The sequence below is a fragment of the Actinoplanes sp. OR16 genome (assembly GCF_004001265.1).
In the GTDB taxonomy this organism is placed as follows: Bacteria; Actinomycetota; Actinomycetes; order Mycobacteriales; family Micromonosporaceae; genus Actinoplanes.
Map to the genome: position 1 here is coordinate 8710358 of NZ_AP019371.1, position 21073 is coordinate 8731430.

The window sequence follows — 21073 nt, forward strand, 5'->3', positions numbered from 1 at the left end:
CCATTCATGAAAGGCGCAGGAGTTGGGGACGGCCCGCCCACGGGACGCCGATCTCGGAGGGCAGTTCGCCGGTGGCGGCGACCTGCCGGACCAGTTCGTCGATGCCGGGGAGCACCGATCCGCCGCCCGAGGGGTGCGGGGCGAGCCATTTCGGAGCGATCTCGAGCGGGGGCGCGGAGCGTACGATCGCCTCGCCCATGGCAGTGAAGAGCGCGGTCCGGCGCAGGGGCGCCAGCAGCGGGACCGCCGGATCCGCGCGGTGATCGAGCAGGTTCTCGAGCAGCCCGGTACGCCCCGGCACCGCGATGAGATCCGAGCCGGGCAGCCGCAGGCGGTCGGTCGGGTACTCCAGGGCCGCGCCGCCGACCTGGATCTCGCCGGCCAGGAAGACCGCCGATGCGAGCGTCACCCCCACCGTGATCTGCCGGCCGTCCGCTCCGGTCACCCGCAGGAACGTGGTGTCGTCGGTGGCGATGTCCCGGGTCCGGTACGCCTCCAACTCCAGCAGAGCCGGCCGGTACGCGGGTCCGGCGATGACGAGCGCCTGCATGAGCGCATGCGCGAACGGGTTGACCAGGGCGCCGTCGAAGACCGGGCGGCCGTCGACGAGCCGCCGCCCGGCCCAGGGCGCCCGGGTGTAGTAGGTGTCCGGCCGCCACCAGGCCCCGAAGACCCCGATCGGCCCGGCGAGATCCGCGGCGATGAGCGCGGCGAGGGCCGCCGACCCGAGCGCCTGGAAACCGACCTGGCAGAGCCGACCGGTGCTCTCCACGGCCGCCGCCAGCTCACGGTGTTCCCCGGACGACGTCACCGGCGGCTTCTCCAGCAGCAGGTCGGCGCCGGCAGCGAGCACGTCGAGGGCGATCGGCAGGTGGGTGTGCGGCGGGGTGCAGATCACCACGACGTCCGGGTGGACGGTGGCGAGCAGCGTCGTGTGATCGGTGAAGAACGGCACGCCGTCCAGGGGCGCCGACGGGTCCGGGCCGAACGGCTGCCGGTCGCACAGCCCGGCCACCGCGATCCGGCCCTCGTCGGCGAGTCGCTGCAGCGTGCGGCGATGCGAGAGCCCGTGTCCACCGGCGCCGACGAGCGCGACACGCGGGGTCATGCGCCCGCCTCCCGGATGGTGGCCTCGGCGCCGTGCCGGTCCAGCGACGAGTACCACCGGACCACTTCGCGGCGCAGCACGTCGTCGCCGGCCAGCGAGGGCGGGAACACCTCGGTCAGGCCGAGCAGCGCGCTGGTCACGCCGTTCGGGGTGTCCGGGACGGCCGACAGCGACTCCCGGATGCGGGAGGCCATGGGGTCGTCGAGGGGTAGCGGCGCGCCGCTGTCGGCGTACCCCCGCGCGAAGCGCATCCAAGCGGCCAGGAACAGCCCCGCCCAGCAGGGCGTCCCACCCTGATCGCGCAGGTCCTGGACGGTGCCGAGCAGGCGGTGCGGCAGTTTCTGGGTGCCGTCCATCGCCACCTGGAGGGTGCGGTGGCCGAGTTCGCGGTTCGCGAAGCGCGTCAGGACCGTCGCGCCGTAGCCGGTGACCGTCGTGCCGGGCGGCGGGGTGACGGCCGGCGTCACCTCGTCGGCGAGGAATCGGCGCAGGACTCCGGTCATGCCGGGGAGTTCGAGGGCGTCGGCGATCAGCTCGCGGCCGGCCAGCGCGCCCAGGTACGCCAGCGCCGAGTGCACGGCGTTGAGAGCCCGCAGCTTGAGCGTCTCCCACGGGGTCACGTCGGTGGTGAGGATCGCGCCGGCCGCCGCCCAGTCCGGCCGCCCGCCGGGGAAGCGATCCTCGATCACCCACTGGGTGAAGGGTTCGGCGGCTACCGGGACGGCGTCGTCGGCGCCGAGCGCGAGGGCCGCCCGCCGGCGATGATCAGCGCTGGTGGCCGGAACGATCCGATCGACCATGGTGGACGGGAAGGCGACGGTGTCCGGCAGTTCCGCGCCCGCGTGCTCCAAGGTCTCGGCGACCAGGGACCGCACCCGGGGCCCGTTGCCCTGCAGGTTGTCGCAGCAGAGCACGGTCAGCGGCGCGCCGTGGCGGGCGAGGATCCCCCGGGCCAGCAGGGCCGGCACCGACACCGGTGGCGCCTTGCCGGTCACCTGGGCGCTGAGGTCCGCCGGCGGCTGGTAGGCCTTCTCGGTCACGGTGAGGGAGACGATCCGGATGCCCGGATCGGCGACGGCGGCCACCACCCCGTACGGATCACCGGCCGCGTGAGCGAGTCCCGCCAGGATGCCGACCGCGCGCACGTGATCCCGTTCGCCGGAGCCCACGGTGAGCACGCTGTACAGCTGATCCTGTTCCCGCAGCCGGTCCACGATCTCCCGGGAGCGCGGCGCGACCCCGACGATCCCCCAGTTCCCGCCGGACGCGGCCACCGCCGACTCGGTGTAGACGGCCTGATGTGCCCGGTGGAACGCGCCCAGCCCGAGGTGGACGATGCCGGGCCGGACCTCGCCGGGCCGCACCAGCGGCCGGCTCGCGATCGGCAGGGCGTTCTGGGAGGAGAGGCCCAGTTTCATTTCCGGTCCAGCCGGAAGACTCGTTTCGGCAGGTGGTAGGCGAGGTCCGCGATCGTCTCGGCGGCCTCGTCCAGCGGCAGCCGATCCTCGGCGACCAGCCGGGCCAGGAATCCGGCGTCGATCCGGCGGGCCACGTCGTGCCGGGCCGGGATCGAGCAGAACGCGCGGGTGTCGTCGGCGAACCCGGCCGTGTTGTAGAAGCCGGCCGTCTCGGTGACCGCCTCGCGGAATCGGCGCAGGCCCTCCGGGCTGTCCAGGAACCACCAGGGCGCGCCGAGGTAGAGGGCCGGGTATCCGCCGGCGAGCGGCGCCAGCTCTCTCGTGAACGTGGTCTCGTCGAGGGTGTAGAGCACGATCCGCAGCCGCGGGTCGTTGCCGTAGGCGTCGAGGAGGGGGCGGAGGCCGCGTACGTAATCGGTCGCGGAGGGAATGTCGCCTCCGACATCGCGGCCGTGCCGTTCATAGAGGGACCTGTCGTGATTACGCACCGACCCCGGGTGCAGCTGCATCACCAGGCCGTCGTCCAGCGACATCCGCGCGAACTCGACGAGCATGTGCGCCCGGAACGCCTCGGCATCGGCGGCGTCCGCACCACCGCCCAGCGCCTTGCGATAGAGCACGGCCGCCTCGGCATCGTCGAGCACCAGCGTCGCGGCGGTCGGATGCCCGTGGTCGGAGCTGGTGGCGCCGGCGGCGATGAAGAGCTCTCTCCTTCTCCGGAGAGCATTCACGAAGCCGGGGTACGTCCCGACGTCCGTGCCGGTCAGCTCCCCCAGGGCGGCGACCCGGTCCTGCCAGCCGGGCCATTCCACGTCGACGAGGTTGTCGGGGCGGAATGTGGTGATGACCCGGTCGCCCCAGCCGTCGGCGGCGAGTTTGGCGTGGTGGGTCAGCTCGTCGAGCGGGCTCTCGGTGGTCGCCAGCACTTCGATGTTGAACCTCGTGAAGAGCGCCCGAGGGCGGAAGTCCTCCTGGCGCAACTTGTCCGATATCTCGTCATAGATGATGTCGGCGGTGGCCTTGTTGAAAGGGCGCTGGATCCCGAAGACGTCAGTGAAGACCTTCTCCGTCCACAACCGCGACGGAGTCCCCCGGAACAGATGCCAATTCTCTGCCAGGAGCCGCCAGATCTCCCGGCCGTCCTGCTCGACCTCGGATCCGTCGATGCTCGGCACCCCGAGCCGGCTCTGCGGAATCCCCTGGCTCGCCAGCATCCGGGTGACGTAGTGGTCGGGCACCACGAAGAGCCGCGCCGGATCCGGGAACGGGGTGTCGTCGGCGAGCAGCGCCGGATCGACGTGCCCGTGCGGGCTGATCAGCGGCAGGTCCTTGACGCTCGCGTAGAGCTCGCCGGCGATCCGCCGCTGCGCCGGGTCCGAGGGAAAGAGATGGGTCACCTGATGATCTCCTCGATGTTCAGTACGTCTTTCACGCGGACAGCCGTGCCGGTCCTGATCGACTCGTTGGCGGCGAGGCCGGTGAGCAGGGCCCGGGCGCCGTCGGTCGCGGTCGCCATCCGGGCCAGCGGATCCTCCGAGCCGCCGACGAGATCGGCCAGCATGCGGACGTCGGCGCCGCCGTGCCCGCCACGGGACAACCCCTCGACGACCACTTCGCGCGGCGGCGCCCAGTACGGCCGCACCAGCAGCCGCTTGAACCCGCTCTCCGCCGCCGACTCCGCGCCCGGCTCGCCCTTGACCGCCCCGGCCGCGGCGGGCGCCACGTGGTCGCTCTCCACGACCTCGAGTTCGAGCCGCCCCCTGCTGCCATTGATCATCAGCCGGTAGCCCTCCCACGGCGCGTAGGCCGTGAGGTGATAGCTCATCGAGGCGCCACCGGCGTAGCGGACCAGCACCGCCATATCGTCCTCGATGGACACGCCGGGCGCGAAGACGTTCTGGTCGCGGTGGTAGCCGTCGTGGTGCTCGGTGTCGAGATAGAGCTCCTTGAGGCCGGGCTCGTCCTCCAGCTTGAGCGCGAAAGGGTCGCCCTCTGCCTTATCCGCCAGATGCGCCCGCTCATAGTCGCGCGCATACCCGTGCTTGCGCCCCTGATCGCCGTAGAAGAAGAGCCGGCCGGCCGCGAAGACCTCGGCCGGCTCGTCGTCCAGCCACCAGTTGACCAGGTCGAAGTGGTGGCTCGCCTTGTGCACGAGCAGGCCGCCCGAGTTGGCCTTGTCCCGGTGCCAGCGGCGGAAGTAGTCGGCGCCGTGCCGCACGTCGAGCAGCCACTCGAAGTGCACCGAGCCGATCTCCCCGATCTCGCCGCTCTGGATGATCCGCTTCACCGCCTCGTGCAAGGGGTTGTAGCGGTAGTTGAAGGTGACCTGGACCGTGCGGCCGGTGCGCTTCACCGCCTCCAGGATCCGGCGGCATCCGGGAGCGTCGACCGTCATCGGCTTCTCGGTGATCGCGTCGCAGCCGGCCTCGATCGCCGCCACGATGTAGTCGGCGTGGTACCGGTCCACGGTCGTGACCAGGGCGACGTCCACCCGCTCGCGCTTGAGCATGCCGGTGAAGTCGGCCGCGTCGTAGACCGGGACCGGCGAGGCGCCGAGGCGCCGCAATCGTTCGTTGTGGACGGCGGGCCGGGCCGGGTTCGTGTCCGCCAGGGCGACCAGCTCGGCCACGTCGGCGTGGTCGGTGGCCAGGGCCCTGAGGAACAGGCCGGCCCGGGCGCCGGCGCCCACGAGGGCGTACCGGCGGCGGGGTGACTGGGGCATTCCGTCGCCTCCATTGTCGGCAAACGTTTGCAGCAGGTTAGCGGGACCGCCGTGACAGATGTCAATGTCATGCCCAAATTTGCCCGGTTTTATTAGCATTGCGAAACGTCACCGCCACAAGATCGACATAGATAGGGATTGACACCTCCGCAACCGTTTGCATAAATGTCTCCACCGGAGAGATCCGGGTCACACAACTGGGGAGGGCATCGTGGCCGTGACGATCCGGGACGTAGCACGAGCGTCCGGAGTGCACATCTCCACGGTGTCGCGCACCTTCTCAGCGCCGCACCTGGTCAACCCCGAGACCCGCTCCCGGGTTCTGGCCACCGCGGAGCAGCTCGGTTACCGCCCGAACCGGGCGGCCCGGGCACTGATCACCGGTCGTACCCACAACATCGGCCTGATCGTGGCCGACATAGCGAACCCGTTCTTCCCGCCGCTGATCAAGGCGGCCGAGACACATGCCCGGCGGCGGGACTACCACGTCTTCGTCGCCGACACCGATGAGGATCCGATCGTCGAGGCCGACCTGGTCCAGGCCTTGGCGAAACAGGTCGACGGGATCCTGCTCTGCAGCCCCCGGATGACCGACGACCAGATCGAGCAGCTCCGCCGCGAGGTGCCGCTGGTCGTCATCAACCGCATGATCACCGGCTTGCCCGCGGTGGTCATGGACGTGGGTCAGGGCGCCCGGTCCGCCGTGCGTCACCTGCTCGACCTGGGTCACCGCCACCTGGTCTACCTGTCCGGACCGCGTGGCTCCTGGACCAACCGGGAGATCCGCAGGGCTGCCGGGGCCACCGCCCGGGCCGCCGGCGCGGAGCTCACCGTTCTCGGCCCGCACCAGCCGGTCACCGCGGCCGGCGCCGCGGCGGCCGAGGCCGTGCTGGCCACCGGCGCCACCGCGGTGCTCGCCTACAACGACCTGATGGCGATCGGCCTTCTCCAGGCGTTGCAGGACCGGCACATCGCGGTGCCCGGAGAGGTCAGCGTCGTCGGCATCGACGACATCGCGGCAAGCGAACTGGTCCGCCCCCAGCTCACCACGGTGGCGAACCCGACCGCTGCCGCCGGACGGGCCGCCGTCGACATGCTCCTGCAGCAGGGCGACGACGGCTCCACCGGACAGATCAACCTGCACACCGACCTTGTCATCCGCAACTCCACCGGTCCGGGTCCGTTCCAGCCGGCCGGTGCGACCACCGCTGAGGTCGCCGCATACGTCAAGGAGTGACGACAAGCCATGACCGCTACACACCCGCCCCGACGTGCTTTCCTCCGCACCCTCGTCGCCGGCATGCTCGCCCTTCCCCTGGTGCTCGGCGCCTGCGGGAGCGACGACGCGGGCGACGACGGCAAGACCGAGCTGAGCTTCTTCTGGTGGGGAGGCGAGGCCCGGGCCGACCTGACCACCAAGGCGCTCGACCTCTACACCGCGAAGCACCCGGACGTGACGTTCAAGAAGACCTGGCAGGCCAACCAGGGTTACTTCGACAAGCTGGCCACGCTGACGGCCGGTGACGACGCGCCGGACATCTTCCAGATCGACGACAACTACCTCTCCGAGTACGCGACCCGCAACGTCACGCTCGACCTCACCCCGTACCAGTCCTCCGGCAAGATCGACACTTCGAAGTTCCCCGAGGGCCTGTGGAAGTACGGCGTCGTCGACGGCAAGCTGGCCGGCCTGGCGTTCGGCGAGAACACCCAGGGCCTCGTCTACAACAAGTCCAAATTGGAGGCCGCCAAGCAGCCGCTCCCCACGACCGGGATGAGCTGGGAGGAGCACATCGCCTGGGCGCAGAAGGCCGGGCCCGCGGCACAGACGGCCGGCACCCAGGACCCGAGCGCCGACTACAAGGCGTTCTGGCTGTGGCTGCGCCAGCAGGGCAAGGAGATGTACAACGGCAACCAGCTCGGCTTCACCGCCGCCGACGTCACCCAGTGGTTCGAACTGTGGAAGGGCGCCCGGGACAGCAAGGCGACCCCGACCGCCGACGTGATCCACGAGGGCAACGCCACCGACATCACCAAGCAGCTGGTGGTGACGAACAAGGCGCTCACCTCGTGGGTGTGGGCGAACCAGATGCCCGAGCTGCAGAAGAACACGACCGACGAGCTCGGCGTCGTGGCGTACCCGGGTGACAACAGCAAGCAGTGGCCGCGCGCCTCGATGTACTTCTCGGTGTTCCGGGGCAGCGAGCACGCCGACATCGCGGCCGACGTCATCAACTTCCTGGCGAACGACCCGGAGGCCGGCGCGATCCTCGGCACCGACCGGGGCCTGCCGTCGAACCTCGACATCCGCAAGTCGGTGGCGGCCTCCACCGACAACCCGTCGATGAAGCAGACCATCGCCGTCATCGACGAGCTGTCGAAGAGCTACGGCCCGTCGCCGACCGTCCCGCCGCGCGGCCACAGCGTGGTCCGCCAGGAGCTGATCAAGGCAGCTGAGGAGGCCCAGTACGGACGGGCCACCCCGGCGCAGGCCGCCGAGCAGTTCTTCGCCGCCAGCCAGGCGGCAGTCAGCCGGTGAGTCCCGTGGCAGTAACCCAGGCGCCGTCGCCAGCGCCGACAGCCGGTCCCGCCGCCACCCGGCGGCGGGGCCGGCCCGCCCGGCACAAGTCGGACGGCGCGGCCGGCTACATCTTCCTCTCTCCCTGGCTGCTCGGGTTCGCCGCCATCACGGCGGTCCCGATGCTGATGTCGCTCTACCTCAGCTTCACCAACTACGACGTGCTCAGCGACTGGTCGTCGACCGAGTGGGTCGGGCTGGACAACTACCGCCAGATGTTCACCGAGGACCCCTCGTTCTGGCACGCGGTCCGGGTCACCATCACGTTCGCCCTGATCGCGACCCCGCTGAAGCTCGCCGCCGCGCTCGGTGTCGCGCTGCTGCTGAACAAGGCGTTCCGCGGCGACGGCGTGTTCCGCGGCCTGTTCTACCTGCCGTCGCTGCTGGGCGGCAGCGTCGCGGTCGCCATCGTCTGGAAGAGCATGTTCAACGGCGACGGCTCGTTCAACGCGTTCCTCGCCTGGTTCGGCATCGAGGGCAAGGCCTGGGTGAACGACCCGGACTACGCGCTCGGCACGCTGATCCTGCTCGCGGTCTGGCAGTTCGGCGCCCCGATGGTGATCTTCCTGGCCGGTCTGAAGCAGGTGCCGCAGGAGCTCTACGAGGCGGCGTCGGTGGACGGCGCCGGCCCGGTACGCCAGTTCCTCGCGGTGACCCTGCCGATCCTCTCGCCGGTGATCTTCTTCAACCTGGTGCTCGAGACGATCAACGGGTTCCAGGGCTTCACCTCGGCGTTCGTGCTCTCCGGCGGCACCGGCGGCCCGGTCGACTCGACCCTCATGTACACGCTGCACCTCTACAACAAGGGCTTCACCGAGTACCAGATGGGCTACGCGTCCGCGATGGCCTGGGTCTTCCTGCTCTCGATCGGCCTGATCACCGTGGTCATCTTCCGCACCGGCAAGTTCTGGGTGCACTACTCGGACAGTGAGGACTGATGAAGCGATCTGTCGTACTCGTCGTCCTCACCGCGATCGTCCTCTACCCGCTCGTCTGGATGCTCGGCAGCTCGTTCAAGTCGCCGCAGGAGGTCCTCAACAACATGTCGGTGTTCCCACGGGAGTTCACCCCGGGCAACTACACCGACGGCTGGTCCCACTTCGACGTGGCGTTCGGGCGGTTCTTCCTGAACAGCGCCATGGTCGCGATCCTGACCGTCGTGGCGAACTGCGTCTCCTGTCTGCTCGCCGCGTACGCCTTCGCCCGTCTGCGTTTCCGCCTCCGCGGCTTCTGGTTCGCCATCATGATCGGGACGCTGCTGCTCCCCGGCCATGTGCTGATCGTCCCGCAGTTCGTGATGTTCAAGGCGTTCGGCCTGGTGGGCGGCGACTGGCCGTACGCGCCGCTGATCGTGCCGCAACTGCTCGCCACCGAGGCGTTCTTCGTCTTCCTGATGGTCCAGTTCATGCGCGGCGTCCCCCGCGAGCTGGACGACGCCGCGAAGATCGACGGCTGTACGGCGTTCGGCGTGTTCCGGCACGTGATCCTGCCGCTGTCCCGGCCGGCCCTCGTCTCCACCGCGATCTTCTCGTTCATCTGGACCTGGAACGACTTCTTCCGCCAGCTCGTCTACCTCTCCGACCTGGAGAAGTACACGGCGCCGGTGGCGTTGACGCTCTTCATCGACTCCAGCGGCCAGTCCGCCGTCGGCCCGATGTTCGCGATGTCGGTGCTGTCGCTCGCCCCGGTCTTCCTGTTCTTCGTGGCGTTCCAGCGCATGCTCGTCGAGGGCATCAACACGACGGGCCTCAAGGGATGAACTGGCCCGCCGAGGATCACGTGATGCCCCGCCCGGACTGGCGTGAGCGGTTCGCGCTCGGCGCCGACGTGGCCCTCATCGGGATCCTCACCACCGTGGTCGCGCTGCCGGTGCTCACCGCGCCGGCAGCGCTGGCGGCCGGCTCCTCGGCGATCCGGCACCGCTACACGTCGGGCAGCCTTCCCCCGCTCAGGCCGCTGCTGCACCAGTTCCGCCACGGCCTGCTCCGGGGCCTGCCGGTGATTCTGCTCGCCGCAGCCCTTCTGCTCGACCTGACCGCCATCGGTCGAGGCTGGGTGCCCGGCGGCCCCCTCCTGCTGATCCTGACAGCCGCGGCGATCGCCTGGTTGGCGGGAGTGGCCGGCCTGACCTTGGTCATAGTGGGACGGAACCCTCAGTCGCCGTGGCGCGCGGCAGCCCGCATCGCCGGGAATCAGCCGAAAGCCGTCGCGGCGATATCAGCGACAGGAGTGCTGGCCTTCTTCCTGGCCCTGACGATCCCCGTCACCATCCCCCTGCTGGTCGGCATCCAGCTTTTCGCGGCACACATCTTGGCAGACCGTCTTTCCCCATTTGTACGGTGATAGCGCCCGTCCCCCACCGCACCGGCCCCGTCTCCCAGCGCACCACACCTGCGGCCACCTCCCGCCGGCGCCCGCCACCGCCATCCCCGGCGAACCCTCCCCCCTGACCCAGCACCATCCGACCAGCACACCCATCGCGCATCCCACTGCCTTCACCCCACCGCTTCATCCCACTGCCTTCACCCGACCGCCTTCACCCCATCCCTCCGCACCACGGTCGCTGCTCGCCGCACCACGGTGACTCCTCTCGGCACCACGGCGACTCCTCGCCGCACCACAGTCGCTGCTCGCCGCACCACAGTCGCTGCTCGCCGCACCACAGTCGCTGCTCGCCGCACCACGGTGGCTCCTGGCCGATCTTGGGCGATCTCGCACATCCGAGGGTCGAGAGTCACCCAAGATCGCGGCAGGGGGCCGTAGCGGGACCGCACCGCTGGCAGGCTGCCCCCGTGACAGGGCGCGTCACTGGCGAGTCTTCGCTTGGCAGGCCGTCCCGTGGCAGGCCGTCCCGTGGCAGGCCATCACGTGACGGGCACTCACCTGCCGCGCCCTCGCGTGGCGAGCCATCACGTGCCGGGCCATCACGTGCCGGGCCATCACGTGCCGGGCCGTCACGTGACAGCCTTCCGTGGCGAGCCGTCCCGTGGCAGGCCGTCACGTGACAGCCCTTCCGTGGCAGGCCGTCGCGTGGCAGGCGCGGCTGCGTGAGGACCTGGCGACCGGCCGTCGGGTGGCAGGCCATCACGTGACGGGCACTCACCTGCCGCGCCCTCGCGTGGCGAGCCATCACGTGCCGGGCCGTCACGAGACAGGCCCTTCCGTGGCAGGCCTACGCGTGTGCTGTCAGGCCAGTCCCCAGAGGGGCCGTGGCTTATCGCTGTTCCGGTGCCGCTCGACAGCGAAGGGCCACAGCTGATCGGTGTCGGCTGTGGCCCTCGGTGCTGGACCGGTGTCGAAAAGATCTGCCGTCACGGACGGTGACGGCGGATCTTGGAGTCTTGCGGCTTCGTGGAGAGTCGTGGGTGTTGTGGGCACCACGGCTTTCCATCAATCGGCCGCTCCGGGAACAGAGCGTGACCAGCGCCGATTCGGCTTATGTCAATCCGTGAAGTCGTGGGCGGCCAGGGCCTTCTCGATCTTGGCGCGGTGTGCCCGCTCCCAGTCGTCGAGCGACTCGGCCTCCTCCTCGGCCAGCTTCGCCTGCGCCGCCGCGAGCACCTCGTCGTGACGGTCGCCGGGCACCACGACGACGCCCTCCTCGTCGGCGACCACCACATCGCCCGGACGGACCGTGACGCCTCCGCAGATCACTGATGCTCCGTGCGTACCGAGCCGGGTCTTGGTCCCGGGAATCGGGATCACCCCGCGTGCGAACACCGGGAACCCGATCTCCCGCACCTCGCCCAGATCCCGGATCAACCCGTCCAGCACCAAGGCCGCCACCCCGCGGCGATGAGCCACCGCGCACACGTTGCCGCCGGCCAGCGCGTAGTCCAGATCCCCGGACTGCACCACGATCACCGCACCGGGCTCGGCCCGGTAGATGGCCGCATGCAGCATCAGGTTGTCGCCGGGCGGGCAGCTGACGGTGAACGCCGGACCGGCCACCCGGGGCGGCGGCCCCCACAACGGCCGGATCCCGATGTCCATGACCTGCGAACGCCCCAGCACATCAGCCAGCGTGGTGGGCGGAACACTGCTGAAACCGGTCATCCACGACCTCCGAATCCAGGCGGCACCCAAGATCACCCTGCCCGCCCGGCCGGAGCGCCGCAACCCCTAGGCGGCTGCGGCGGCGGCCGAGGCCTCAGCGACCGCGATGAGCACGCCCAGCACGAAGATCTGGATGGCCAGGGGAAGCCCGGGCAGGTCGGCCTCGAGGTTGCCGGTCCACGAGCTGGTCCGCTTGATCACGCCGACCGGGATCCCGTTGTGCAGCATCTGCTGCTCGTTGCGCCAGATCGACGTGCGCTGGAAGTCGTAGACCCGGCCACCGGCCTCCACCGTCCAGTTCTTGCGGTTCACCTTCGCCGCCGACGCGACGACGGCGCCGGACCCGTCGGTCATCGAGTACTTCGAACCCCACGCGTTGGAGCGCACCTGGTAGTCCCGGCCGTCGAGGGTGAAGCGACCGCCGCTCTTCCAGACGCTGGAGTCCCAGAAGGCGACCGGAACCCCGTCCTGGAACAGGTCGTACTGCGATCGCCACATGCTCTTACGTTCGGCCTTCAGCATGCTCCCAGCCTAGTGAGCTGCCGCAACGCCCCGCTCCCACGGCGGTGGCACCCGGACCGCGGCCATCCCGGCCGCGGCGGCGGCCCGCAGCCCGAGCTCGGTGTCCTCGAACACCAGGCATCTCGCCGGGTCGACCCCGAGCTGCTCGGCGCCGAGCAGGTAGGCGTCCGGGAACGGCTTGGGCCGCGCGTAGTCCCCGGCGCAGACCAGCACCTCGAACCGGTCCAGCAGACCGAGCGCCTCCAGCGACGCCGTGACGGACAGTCGTGTGCTGCCGGAGACGACACCGATGGGCAGCCGCCCGTACGCGTCCTCGATGTGCTCCAGCACCCCGGGCACACCCTTGATCGTGGGCAGCCCGGCCCGGAACAGCTCCTCCTGACGTTCCGCGACCCGGTGAACCGGCATGTCCAGGTTCTGCTGCTCGTTCAGCGAGGCGACGATGTCGGCGACCGGCCGCCCGCCCCACGCGTAGAACAGCTCCTCCGGGAACACGCATCCCCACTCCGCGAGCGCCGCCTGCCAGGCCAGGTAGTGCGCCGGCATCGAGTCGGTGATCGTTCCGTCGCAGTCGAAGAGATACGCCTGAAATTCGCCGTCCGGCACGGGAAGCAACACGACCGCAGGGTACGGCGGCGTCTCGCCTGCCCGCCCCGCACATGGCAGGTTGGTGACATGGACTACCGCCGCACGTACCGCTCCGCCGCCATCGCCTTCGCCGACCTGGTCTCCCGGATCCCGCCCGACCGCCTCGACGGCCCGGGTCTGGGCGAGTGGACCCTGCGCGACCTGCTCGGCCACACCGTCAGCTCGGCGTTGCGCCAGGTGCCGCAGGCGCTGTCCCAGCAGGCGCCGATGCTGGTGGTACCGGCGCCCGAGGCCTACTTCGCCGCCGTCCACCGCGCCCCGAAGGAACTGCTGGCCGCCGCCCGCACCGCCTCCACCGATGACGCCCGCGCCACCGGCAAGGCCCTCGGCGACAACCCGGCGGACGCGGTGAGCGGCTTCGTCGGCCAGGCCACCGCCGCCCTCGCCGCCGCCGGCGACGACGACCTGATCACCACCCCGGCGGGCGGGATGCGGGTCCGGGACTGGCTACCCACCCGGACCTTCGAACTGACGGTCCACGCCACCGACGCCGCTGAGGCATCCGGACAGCCGATCTCCCTGGACCCCGACACGCTGGCCGAGACCGCCGCCCTCGCGGCACGGATCGCCGCCGCCATCGGCGAGGGGCAGGTGGCGCTGCGAGCCCTGACCGGCCGCGCCTCGCTCCCTGCGGGCTTCACCGTCATCTGAGCGGATTCCGGCATGACACCGGCATGACAGAAGTCCCCTGATCACTGTCACACCGCAGCGGAATGCGTACCGGCGGAGGGGAGGGAAAAGGCGAGCGTACGGGCGGATCGTCCGGTGGAACTTGTTTCCGCGCCGTTAAAGGGCGCCGGAGAGTCTTGCGGAAGATGCACGTTCATCAATAATGAGCGCCATGAATCGAGCCGAGGCGATACCGGTTGCCGGATCCCGGAGCACGACCGCATCGCCACCACCGCAGCCCCCCGACCCCGGGGCCGGCACCGCGAAGCCGGACCTCCCCCTACCCCGTCTGAGACCCCAGGCGCCGATCGTGGCACGCCCCTCGGGGCGGTCACCTGAGACAGCGGCAGGGCCGCCGGCACGGCGCCGGGGTACCACCCGACGTCTGGTCGGCTTGTGAGCCCACCCGCGCGGCCGCTCCCATCCCCCGAAGCGGACCGCGCCTTCCGAGTACGGAACACCGACGACCCGACCGACCGGCCCGGCGGCATCGCACCCTGCCGGATCGGCCGAGACCTCCTCACCAGGACCCGGCGCACCGGCCCACGACGGCCGGCCGAACGCCGCATCGCGCGCCTCGCCCACGCGCTCCAAGATCCAGTGCGCGGGAAGAGGGCGCCGGACACGCCCCCGGCCGGGCGGGAAGCGCTGAACGAGCCCTCCGCCGGGCAGCAGGACATCGCGAAGCCCGCGACCCGGGCCGACGACCACCCCACGGCCGGGACGGCGCAGAAAACCGCGGCCGGGACGGCGCAGGAACCCACGGCCGGGACGACGCAGGAACCCACGGCCGGGACGGCACGACACGCCACGGCCGGGACGGCACAGGAATGCACGGCCAGGCCGGCCCCGTCGTCCGGGGTGAGGGCCGGCGAGCGGGCGGTCCCCCGTACCGGGAAATCGCGCCCACCACCAAGGCCGCTCCTCAGGAACCGTAAAGCGAGCTCACAGGAAGCCGACTCATAGTGGAGGAACACACCCCCTCATGGAGGCCCCGATGCTCCTCGGTCTTGTCGGTTTGGCACTGTTGCTCTTTCAGTTCCTGCTCATCGCCCGTGCCATCCTCGACTGGAGCGTGACGCTGGCCGGACCGGCCATGCCGGGCTCGTTCCGGTCGCAGGCGCTGCGCGGTGTCTACGCGGTCACCGAGCCGGTGCTGGCCCCGGTCCGCCGGGTGATCCCGCCGCTGCGTGTCGGTGGTGTGGCGATCGACCTGTCGTTCATCATCGTCTTCTTCGCGATCGGCCTGCTCCGCGCGTTCATCTGACAGGACACACGACGGCCGGCTCCCCTCGACGGGGAGCCGGCCGTCGTTTCAGCGCAGGATGTCGTCGACGAACTCGCACGCGAGGGTGTCGAAGAACGTGCGGCCACCCTCGTGGCCGTCCCACTCGTACACCTCGATCCGCTTCTCGCCCGGAATCGTGTTGTAGGCGCCGAAGACACCCGACGGCGGGCAGACGTCGTCCATCAGGCCCACCGACAGCAGGGCGGGCGCGGTGATCCGCCGTGCGAAGTTGACCGCGTCGACGTGATCGAGCGTGGTCAGGGCCTGGTCGGCGAGGCGGGGGTTGGCCCGCAGGAAACGGACGACCTCGGCGTACGGGTTGATGTCGGTCACCGTGACGGCGCGGCGGATGTCGCAGAGGAACGGCACGGCCGAGACCACCGCCGAGACCAGGTCCGGTACGAGACCGGCCGCCGCCAGCGACAGAGCGCCGCCCTGGCTCTTCCCGGTGACGGCGATCCGTGAGGCGTCGACGCCGGGCAGCTCGGCCGCGGTCTCCACGGCCCGCGCCGCGTCGGCGATGAGGCGGCGGTAGTAGAACGTCTCGGGCGCCTGCACGCCCCGGGTGAGGAATCCGGGTGAGGACGGCCCGGCGCCGGACTCGTCCGGGTCGGGGGTGTCGCCGCCACGCCAGCTGCCGCCCTGCCCGCGCGTGTCCATGATCAGGTGCGCGTAGCCGGCGCTGGCCCAGATCAGCCAGTCGATCGGCAGGCCGCGGCCACCGCCGTAGCCGATGAACTCGACGACGACCGGGAGCGGCCCGCTGATGCCGGCCGGGCGGTTCAGCCACGCCTTCACCGGCTGGCCGGCGTAGCCGCTGAACGTCACGTCGTACGTGGTGATGCCCCGCAACGGCGTGGGGAACTCGGCCACCTTCGGCGGGATGGCCGCGCGGCGGGCCGCGGAGAGGGTGCCGTACCAGAAGTCGTCGAAGCCGGCCGGTTCCGGGCGAGAGGGACGGTACGTGCGCAATTCGTGGAGTGGGAAGTCAAACAGCGCCATGGTCGATCACGCTATGCCCTGCCGTCGCTACGTTCCAGCGCGCAGGGCACCATAGCTGCGTGTCCGCCAAGACCCCCCACGTCCTGGAAGCAGTGCTCGAGCGGCTGACCTATGTGAACGAGGAGACCGGGTACACGGTGGCCCGGGTCGCGACCGCGAAGAGCGGGAACGACCTGCTCACCGTGGTCGGCTCGCTGCTCGGCGCGCAGCCCGGGGAGAGCCTGCGGCTGAGCGGCTGGTGGTCGTCGCATCCGCAGTACGGCCGGCAGTTCGAAGTGATCTCGTACACCACGGTCCTGCCCGCCACGATCCAGGGCATCCGCCGCTACCTGGGATCCGGGCTCGTCAAGGGGATCGGCCCGGTCTTCGCCGAGCGGATCGTGGACCATTTCGGACTCGACACACTGCAGATCATCGAGGAGTCGCCGGAGCGGCTGATCGAGGTGGCCGGTCTCGGGCCGAAGCGCACCAAGAAGATCACCGCGGCCTGGGCGGAACAGAAGGCGATCAAGGAGGTGATGGTATTCCTCCAGGGCGTCGGCGTCTCCACCTCGATCGCCGTGCGGATCTACAAGAAGTACGGCGACGCGTCGATCGCGGTCGTGAAGAACTCGCCGTACAAGCTCGCCTCGGACGTCTGGGGCATCGGATTCAAGACCGCGGACACGATCGCGCAGGCCGTCGGCATCCCGCACGACAGTCCCGAACGGGTGAAGGCGGGCCTGCAGTACGCCCTGTCGCAGGCCACCGACAACGGGCACTGCTTCCTGCCGGTGGAGAAGCTGACCGACGAAGCTTCCAAGATCCTCGAGGTGGCCCCCCAACTGATCCCATCATGCCTCGCTGAGCTGGTCGAGGAGGAGGGGGTGGTCCGGGAGAACGACGACGTCTACCTGGTGCCGTTCCACCGGGCGGAGCAGTCGCTGGCCTCGACTCTTCTGCGGCTTCTCTCCGAGCGAGCGGACAGGATGCCGGGATTCGCCACCGTCGACTGGGCCAAGGCGCTGACCTGGCTGGGAAGACGCACCGGTCAGACTCTCGCGGCCGAGCAGGAGCAAGCGGTCAAGCTCGCGCTCACCTCCAAGGTCGCGGTGCTGACCGGAGGCCCGGGATGCGGGAAGAGCTTCACCGTACGCTCGATCGTCGAGCTCGCCGCCGCCAAACAAGCCAAGATCCAGCTCGTGGCGCCGACCGGGCGCGCCGCGAAACGTCTCGCCGAGCTCACCGGCCACCCGGCCGCGACCGTCCACCGGCTGCTCAAGCTGCAGCCGGGCGGCGACGCCACCTACGACCGGGACAACCCGCTCGACGCCGACCTGCTGGTCGTCGACGAGGCCAGCATGCTCGACCTGATCCTGGCGAACAAGCTGGTCAAGGCGGTCCCGCCGGGCGCGCATCTGCTGCTCGTCGGCGACGTCGACCAGCTGCCCTCGGTCGGCGCCGGCGAGGTGCTGCGTGACCTGCTGACCGCCGAGGTGATCCCCCGCGTCCGGCTCACCCAGATCTTCCGCCAGGCCGCGCAGAGCGGGGTCGTGACGAACGCGCACCGGGTCAACCAGGGCCGGCCGCCGGTCTTCGACGGGATGCGCGACTTCTTCCTCTTCCCGTGCGACGACACCGAGGCGGCCGCGGCGCTCACCGTCGACGTGGTCTGCAACCGGATCGGCCGCAGATTCGGCCTGGACGCGCGCCGGGACGTCCAGGTGCTCGCCCCGATGCACCGCGGTCCGGCCGGCGCCGGCGCGCTCAACGGCCTGTTGCAGCAGCAGCTCACGCCGGGCCGGGAGGGGTTGCCGGAGAAGCGGCTCGGCGGCCGGGTGTTCCGGGTCGGCGACAAGGTCACCCAGATCCGCAACAACTACGACAAGGGGGCGGCGGGCGTCTTCAACGGCACGGTCGGCGTCGTCACGGCGCTCTCCCCCGAAGAGCAGACCTTGACGGTACGGACGGACGAGGACGAGTTGATCGACTACGACTTCGACGAACTCGACGAGCTGGCCCACGCCTATGCCATCACCATCCACCGGTCGCAGGGCTCCGAGTACCCGGCGGTGGTGATCCCGCTCACCACCAGCGCCTGGATGATGCTGCAGCGGAACCTTCTCTACACCGCGATCACCCGGGCGAAGAAGCTGGTCGTGCTGGTCGGATCGCGCCGGGCGCTCGCCGCGGCGGTTCGTACCGTCAGCGCCGGCCGGAGGCACACGGCTCTCGCCCGAAGGTTGGGTTCTTAGTCGGCCCCTCATCCGCCCGCCGGGTTTCTGCGTACTGAGTGCAAGAACATCGGCCCTTTGGCGGAAGGAAGTCGACATGCGCAAGAGCAAGATCCTCACCCTGGTCGCGGCGGGAGCGGTGACGATCGGCGGGCTGGCCGTCGCGCCGCTCACCTTCGCCGCCGAGGCCCCGGCGAACGCCTGCCCCGACGTCGAGGTCCTCGGCGCCCGGGGCACCACGGAACGGCCGGGCTTCGGCGTGCTGCTCGGCCCGCTGGCCGACCGGATCACCGGCGACCTGCCACAGACGGTCCGGGCGACGGCCGTCGACTACCCGGCGAGCTTCGCCTACACCGCGAGCGTCCGGCAGGGCGTCCGGGACCTGACCGCGAAGGTCCAGCGCACCTCCGCCGCCTGCCCGGAAACCCGGTTCGTGCTGATGGGGTACTCCCAGGGCGCGGACGTCGTCGGTGACGCGATTGCCGGCGGGCTGGACACCGGGAACGTCGCGTCGGTGCTGCTCTTCGGCGACCCGACGTTCACCGCGGGCGAGCCGTTCAACGTGACGAACGGCAACCGGTCCGGCGTCTTCCCGCGCGGTCGCGGCCGGCTCGCCGAGGTCGCCGGCCGGACCCGGTCGTTCTGCAATCGCAACGACCGGTTCTGCCAGGGCGGCACCAGCCTGGCCGCGCACCTGGACTACGCGAAGAACATCGGCGACGCGACCGCGTTCACCGCCGGGCGCCTCCAGTAGCACACCGTCACCCATCGCGTGCGGCCATTCGGCAAATCAGGCCGAATGGCCGCCTTTCCCCGACTTCCGTTCGACTGTTTCCCAGCCTGGCCATGCGGTTCGGCGAAATCGCTATCGTCAGAACCGTAAACAATTGTGGAACCATTCCATGAATGGGTTTCGGAAACGAACGGGGTAATTCTCATGTTGCGTACTCTCACCGCGGGAGCGGCGATGCTCGGCGCGCTGGCGATGGCAACGCCGGCCCAGGCCGCTCCGGACAAGGCACCGACCCCGGACGAGATGATGATCATCGACGTGGTCAAGGCGAACGGCTCGGGCTGCCCGGACGGCTCGGCGGCGATCACCGTGGCGAAGGACAACAAGGCCTTCACCGTCTCCTACTCGGAGTACACCGCGCAGGTCGGCCCGGAGGCGTCGCCGCTGGACTTCCGCAAGAACTGCCAGCTGGCCCTCGACATCAAGGTGCCGAACGGCTTCACGTTCGCCATCGCGACCGCCGACTACCGCGGCTACGCGAGCCTGCAGAAGGGCGCCTGGGCCCAGCAGAACGCGAACTACTACTTCCAGGGATATACCCAGACGACGCGTAGCGAGCACACCTTCAAGGGCCCGATGGACGATGTCTGGCAGCGCACCGATCAGGTCGGAATCGGCTCGCTGAACTTCCTGAACTGCGGCGACCGCCGGTTCCTCAACATCAACACGGAATTGCGCGTGAACCGCGGCTTCTCGGACTCGAAGAAGTACACCAGCTTCATCTCGATGGACTCCACCGACGCCTCGCTGAACACCGTCTACCGGGTGCAGTGGAAGAAGTGCTGACGCCCTAACCGCGATCCGCGAAAGCGGCCCAGCGGTCCTCCTCCGGCGGACGCCGTCCCCCACCCTCGGCGGGGACGGCATCGCCGGCGGGATCGCCCGGGGCCTGCCGGCGGGAGTTGAGCAGCGCCGCCAGCGCCGTGGTGATCGGCACCGCGGCGACCAGGCCGATCGTGCCGACCGCGCTGCGCACCAGCTCCTGCGCGATGAGCTGCGAGGTGAGCAGCTCGCTCACCGGGGTGTTGCCGGCCGCGAAGAGCAGCATCAGGGGCAGCGAGGCGCCCGCGTACGCCAGCACGATCGTGTTGATCACCGAGGCGATGTGCGCCCGGCCGATCCGGGTGGCCGCGCCGTAGAGCTGCCGGAACCCGTAGCCCGGGTTGGCGACGGCCAGCTCGGAGACGGTGGCCGACTGGGTGACCGTCACGTCGTCGAGCACGCCCAGCGAGCCGATCACGATGCCGGCCAGCAGCAGGCCCTGCATGTTCACGTCGCCCTGGGTGATGGTCAGGTAGTTCGACGTCTCGTCGGCCACGCCGGTGAGATGCACCGCCGCCGTGGCGAGAGCCGCCAGCACCGCCGTGATCGCGAGACTGGCGAGGGTGCCGGCCACCGCGATCGTCGTGGTCAGCGTGAAGCCGTGGGTCAGGTAGAGCACGATCAGCATGATCGCGGCGGCGCCGACCACCGCCACCGCGACCGGGGAACGGCCGTCCAGGATCGCCGGGACGATGAAGAAGAGCAGGATCGCGAAGGTGACCGCGAGGCCGCCCAGCGCGGTCAGCCCCCGCCACCTGCCGAACGCGACGACGGCCAGGGCGAACGCGGCGCCGAGCAGCCACAGCGCGGTGGACCGCTGGTGATCGGCGATCGAGTAGCTGATCGTGCCGTCCTCGCCGTTGAGCGCGAGCAGGACCACGTCGTCGCCGGCCTCCACCACGGGCGCGCCGGGACCACCGGGCATCTCCGTGGTGATCACCGTGCCGTCGTCGAGCCGGACCGTGACCGACCCGCAGTCGGTCATCGGGGTCTCCCCCTCCGGCACCTCCGGGCAGGCCTCCGGCGCGACCGTGACGACCTGGCCGGACGCCCGGGCCGGTCCCTCGCCCTCGGTCGGCTGCGGCGTGTCCCGCGGCCAGAGCAGCGCCATCCCGAGCGCGGTGAGCAGAACCGCGGGCACCAGCAGCCACAGGGTGATCCGCCGGGCGCGGGCCGACATCGTCCGGGGTTCTCCGGTGGTGTGGTGATGGTGGCTCACCGGAGAACCGTACCC

General features: G+C 70.2%; 19 protein-coding genes. 10 read left to right on the plus strand and 9 right to left on the minus strand.

Going from position 1 to position 21073, the window contains the following annotated elements:
- Positions 1 to 4: 4 nt before the first annotated feature.
- The 4 genes from EP757_RS40090 to EP757_RS40105 are packed head-to-tail and all read right to left on the minus strand — an operon-like array spanning position 5 to position 5248.
- Positions 5 to 1108, minus strand: a complete 1104-nt coding sequence (locus tag EP757_RS40090; protein WP_127553544.1) for a Gfo/Idh/MocA family protein — start codon at positions 1106 to 1108, stop codon at positions 5 to 7.
- The gene (locus tag EP757_RS40095) at positions 1105 to 2526 is read right to left on the minus strand and encodes a mannitol dehydrogenase family protein (protein WP_127553545.1); all 1422 of its coding nucleotides are present in this window, start codon (positions 2524 to 2526) and stop codon (positions 1105 to 1107) included. Before EP757_RS40095 ends, EP757_RS40090 begins: the two co-directional genes overlap by 4 nt.
- Positions 2523 to 3923, minus strand: a complete 1401-nt coding sequence (gene uxaC, locus EP757_RS40100; RefSeq protein ID WP_127553546.1) for a glucuronate isomerase — start codon at positions 3921 to 3923, stop codon at positions 2523 to 2525. Before uxaC ends, EP757_RS40095 begins: the two co-directional genes overlap by 4 nt.
- The gene (locus tag EP757_RS40105) at positions 3920 to 5248 is read right to left on the minus strand and encodes a Gfo/Idh/MocA family protein (protein WP_127553547.1); all 1329 of its coding nucleotides are present in this window, start codon (positions 5246 to 5248) and stop codon (positions 3920 to 3922) included. Before EP757_RS40105 ends, uxaC begins: the two co-directional genes overlap by 4 nt.
- 211 nt (positions 5249 to 5459) lie before the next feature.
- On the opposite strand from EP757_RS40105, the gene EP757_RS40110 reads away from it, so the two are divergent.
- From EP757_RS40110 to EP757_RS40130, 5 genes are read left to right on the plus strand one after another with little or no spacing between them, the layout of a single operon-like run.
- Positions 5460 to 6485 carry a LacI family DNA-binding transcriptional regulator gene (locus EP757_RS40110; RefSeq protein ID WP_127553548.1) on the plus strand — a complete coding sequence of 342 codons (1026 nt, stop codon included), beginning with the start codon at positions 5460 to 5462 and terminating at the stop codon, positions 6483 to 6485.
- 9 nt (positions 6486 to 6494) lie between these two features.
- Complete coding sequence (locus EP757_RS40115; RefSeq protein ID WP_127553549.1) at positions 6495 to 7787, plus strand: ABC transporter substrate-binding protein; 1293 nt, start codon at positions 6495 to 6497, stop codon at positions 7785 to 7787.
- 5 nt (positions 7788 to 7792) lie between these two features.
- Positions 7793 to 8764 carry a carbohydrate ABC transporter permease gene (locus EP757_RS40120; RefSeq protein ID WP_127553550.1) on the plus strand — a complete coding sequence of 324 codons (972 nt, stop codon included), beginning with the start codon at positions 7793 to 7795 and terminating at the stop codon, positions 8762 to 8764.
- Positions 8764 to 9585 carry a carbohydrate ABC transporter permease gene (locus EP757_RS40125; RefSeq protein WP_127553551.1) on the plus strand — a complete coding sequence of 274 codons (822 nt, stop codon included), beginning with the start codon at positions 8764 to 8766 and terminating at the stop codon, positions 9583 to 9585. Before EP757_RS40120 ends, EP757_RS40125 begins: the two co-directional genes overlap by 1 nt.
- 23 nt (positions 9586 to 9608) lie before the next feature.
- Positions 9609 to 10169 (plus strand): hypothetical protein, encoded by a 561-nt coding sequence (locus EP757_RS40130; RefSeq protein WP_232050255.1) that lies wholly within the window; start codon positions 9609 to 9611, stop codon positions 10167 to 10169.
- Between the two features lie 1098 nt (positions 10170 to 11267).
- Here EP757_RS40130 and EP757_RS40135 read toward each other — a convergent pair.
- The 3 genes from EP757_RS40135 to EP757_RS40145 all read right to left on the minus strand — a co-directional run bounded on the left by EP757_RS40135 (position 11268) and on the right by EP757_RS40145 (position 13022).
- A complete protein-coding gene (locus EP757_RS40135) occupies positions 11268 to 11882 on the minus strand; it encodes an RraA family protein (RefSeq protein WP_127553553.1) in 615 nt (204 codons plus the stop codon).
- 66 nt (positions 11883 to 11948) lie between these two features.
- The gene (locus EP757_RS40140) at positions 11949 to 12404 is read right to left on the minus strand and encodes a hypothetical protein (protein WP_127553554.1); all 456 of its coding nucleotides are present in this window, start codon (positions 12402 to 12404) and stop codon (positions 11949 to 11951) included.
- Between the two features lie 9 nt (positions 12405 to 12413).
- Positions 12414 to 13022, minus strand: coding sequence for an HAD family phosphatase (locus tag EP757_RS40145; RefSeq protein ID WP_127553555.1), 609 nt, complete (start codon positions 13020 to 13022; stop codon positions 12414 to 12416).
- Between the two features lie 57 nt (positions 13023 to 13079).
- Here EP757_RS40145 and EP757_RS40150 point away from each other — a divergent pair, with 57 nt between their 5' ends.
- Together EP757_RS40150 and EP757_RS40160 are read left to right on the plus strand one after the other, a co-directional pair.
- Positions 13080 to 13703, plus strand: a complete 624-nt coding sequence (locus EP757_RS40150) for a maleylpyruvate isomerase N-terminal domain-containing protein (protein WP_127553556.1) — start codon at positions 13080 to 13082, stop codon at positions 13701 to 13703.
- Positions 13704 to 14718: 1015 nt separating this feature from the next.
- Positions 14719 to 14988, plus strand: a complete 270-nt coding sequence (locus EP757_RS40160; RefSeq protein WP_127553557.1) for a YggT family protein — start codon at positions 14719 to 14721, stop codon at positions 14986 to 14988.
- Positions 14989 to 15036: 48 nt separating this feature from the next.
- On the opposite strand, the gene EP757_RS40165 is transcribed toward EP757_RS40160, so the two are convergent.
- Positions 15037 to 16011, minus strand: a complete 975-nt coding sequence (locus EP757_RS40165; protein ID WP_127553558.1) for an alpha/beta fold hydrolase — start codon at positions 16009 to 16011, stop codon at positions 15037 to 15039.
- 59 nt (positions 16012 to 16070) lie between these two features.
- On the opposite strand from EP757_RS40165, the gene EP757_RS40170 reads away from it, so the two are divergent.
- The 3 genes from EP757_RS40170 (at position 16071) to EP757_RS40180 (ending at position 19803) form a co-directional block, all read left to right on the plus strand.
- Positions 16071 to 18245, plus strand: coding sequence for an ATP-dependent RecD-like DNA helicase (locus tag EP757_RS40170; protein ID WP_127553559.1), 2175 nt, complete (start codon positions 16071 to 16073; stop codon positions 18243 to 18245).
- Positions 18246 to 18321: 76 nt separating this feature from the next.
- A complete protein-coding gene (locus EP757_RS40175; protein ID WP_127553560.1) occupies positions 18322 to 18978 on the plus strand; it encodes a cutinase family protein in 657 nt (218 codons plus the stop codon).
- Positions 18979 to 19161: 183 nt separating this feature from the next.
- A complete protein-coding gene (locus tag EP757_RS40180) occupies positions 19162 to 19803 on the plus strand; it encodes a DUF4360 domain-containing protein (RefSeq protein WP_127553561.1) in 642 nt (213 codons plus the stop codon).
- 4 nt (positions 19804 to 19807) lie between these two features.
- Here EP757_RS40180 and EP757_RS40185 read toward each other — a convergent pair whose 3' ends face one another.
- Positions 19808 to 21058, minus strand: a complete 1251-nt coding sequence (locus tag EP757_RS40185) for a YibE/F family protein (RefSeq protein WP_232050256.1) — start codon at positions 21056 to 21058, stop codon at positions 19808 to 19810.
- Between the last annotated feature and the right edge of the window lie 15 nt (positions 21059 to 21073).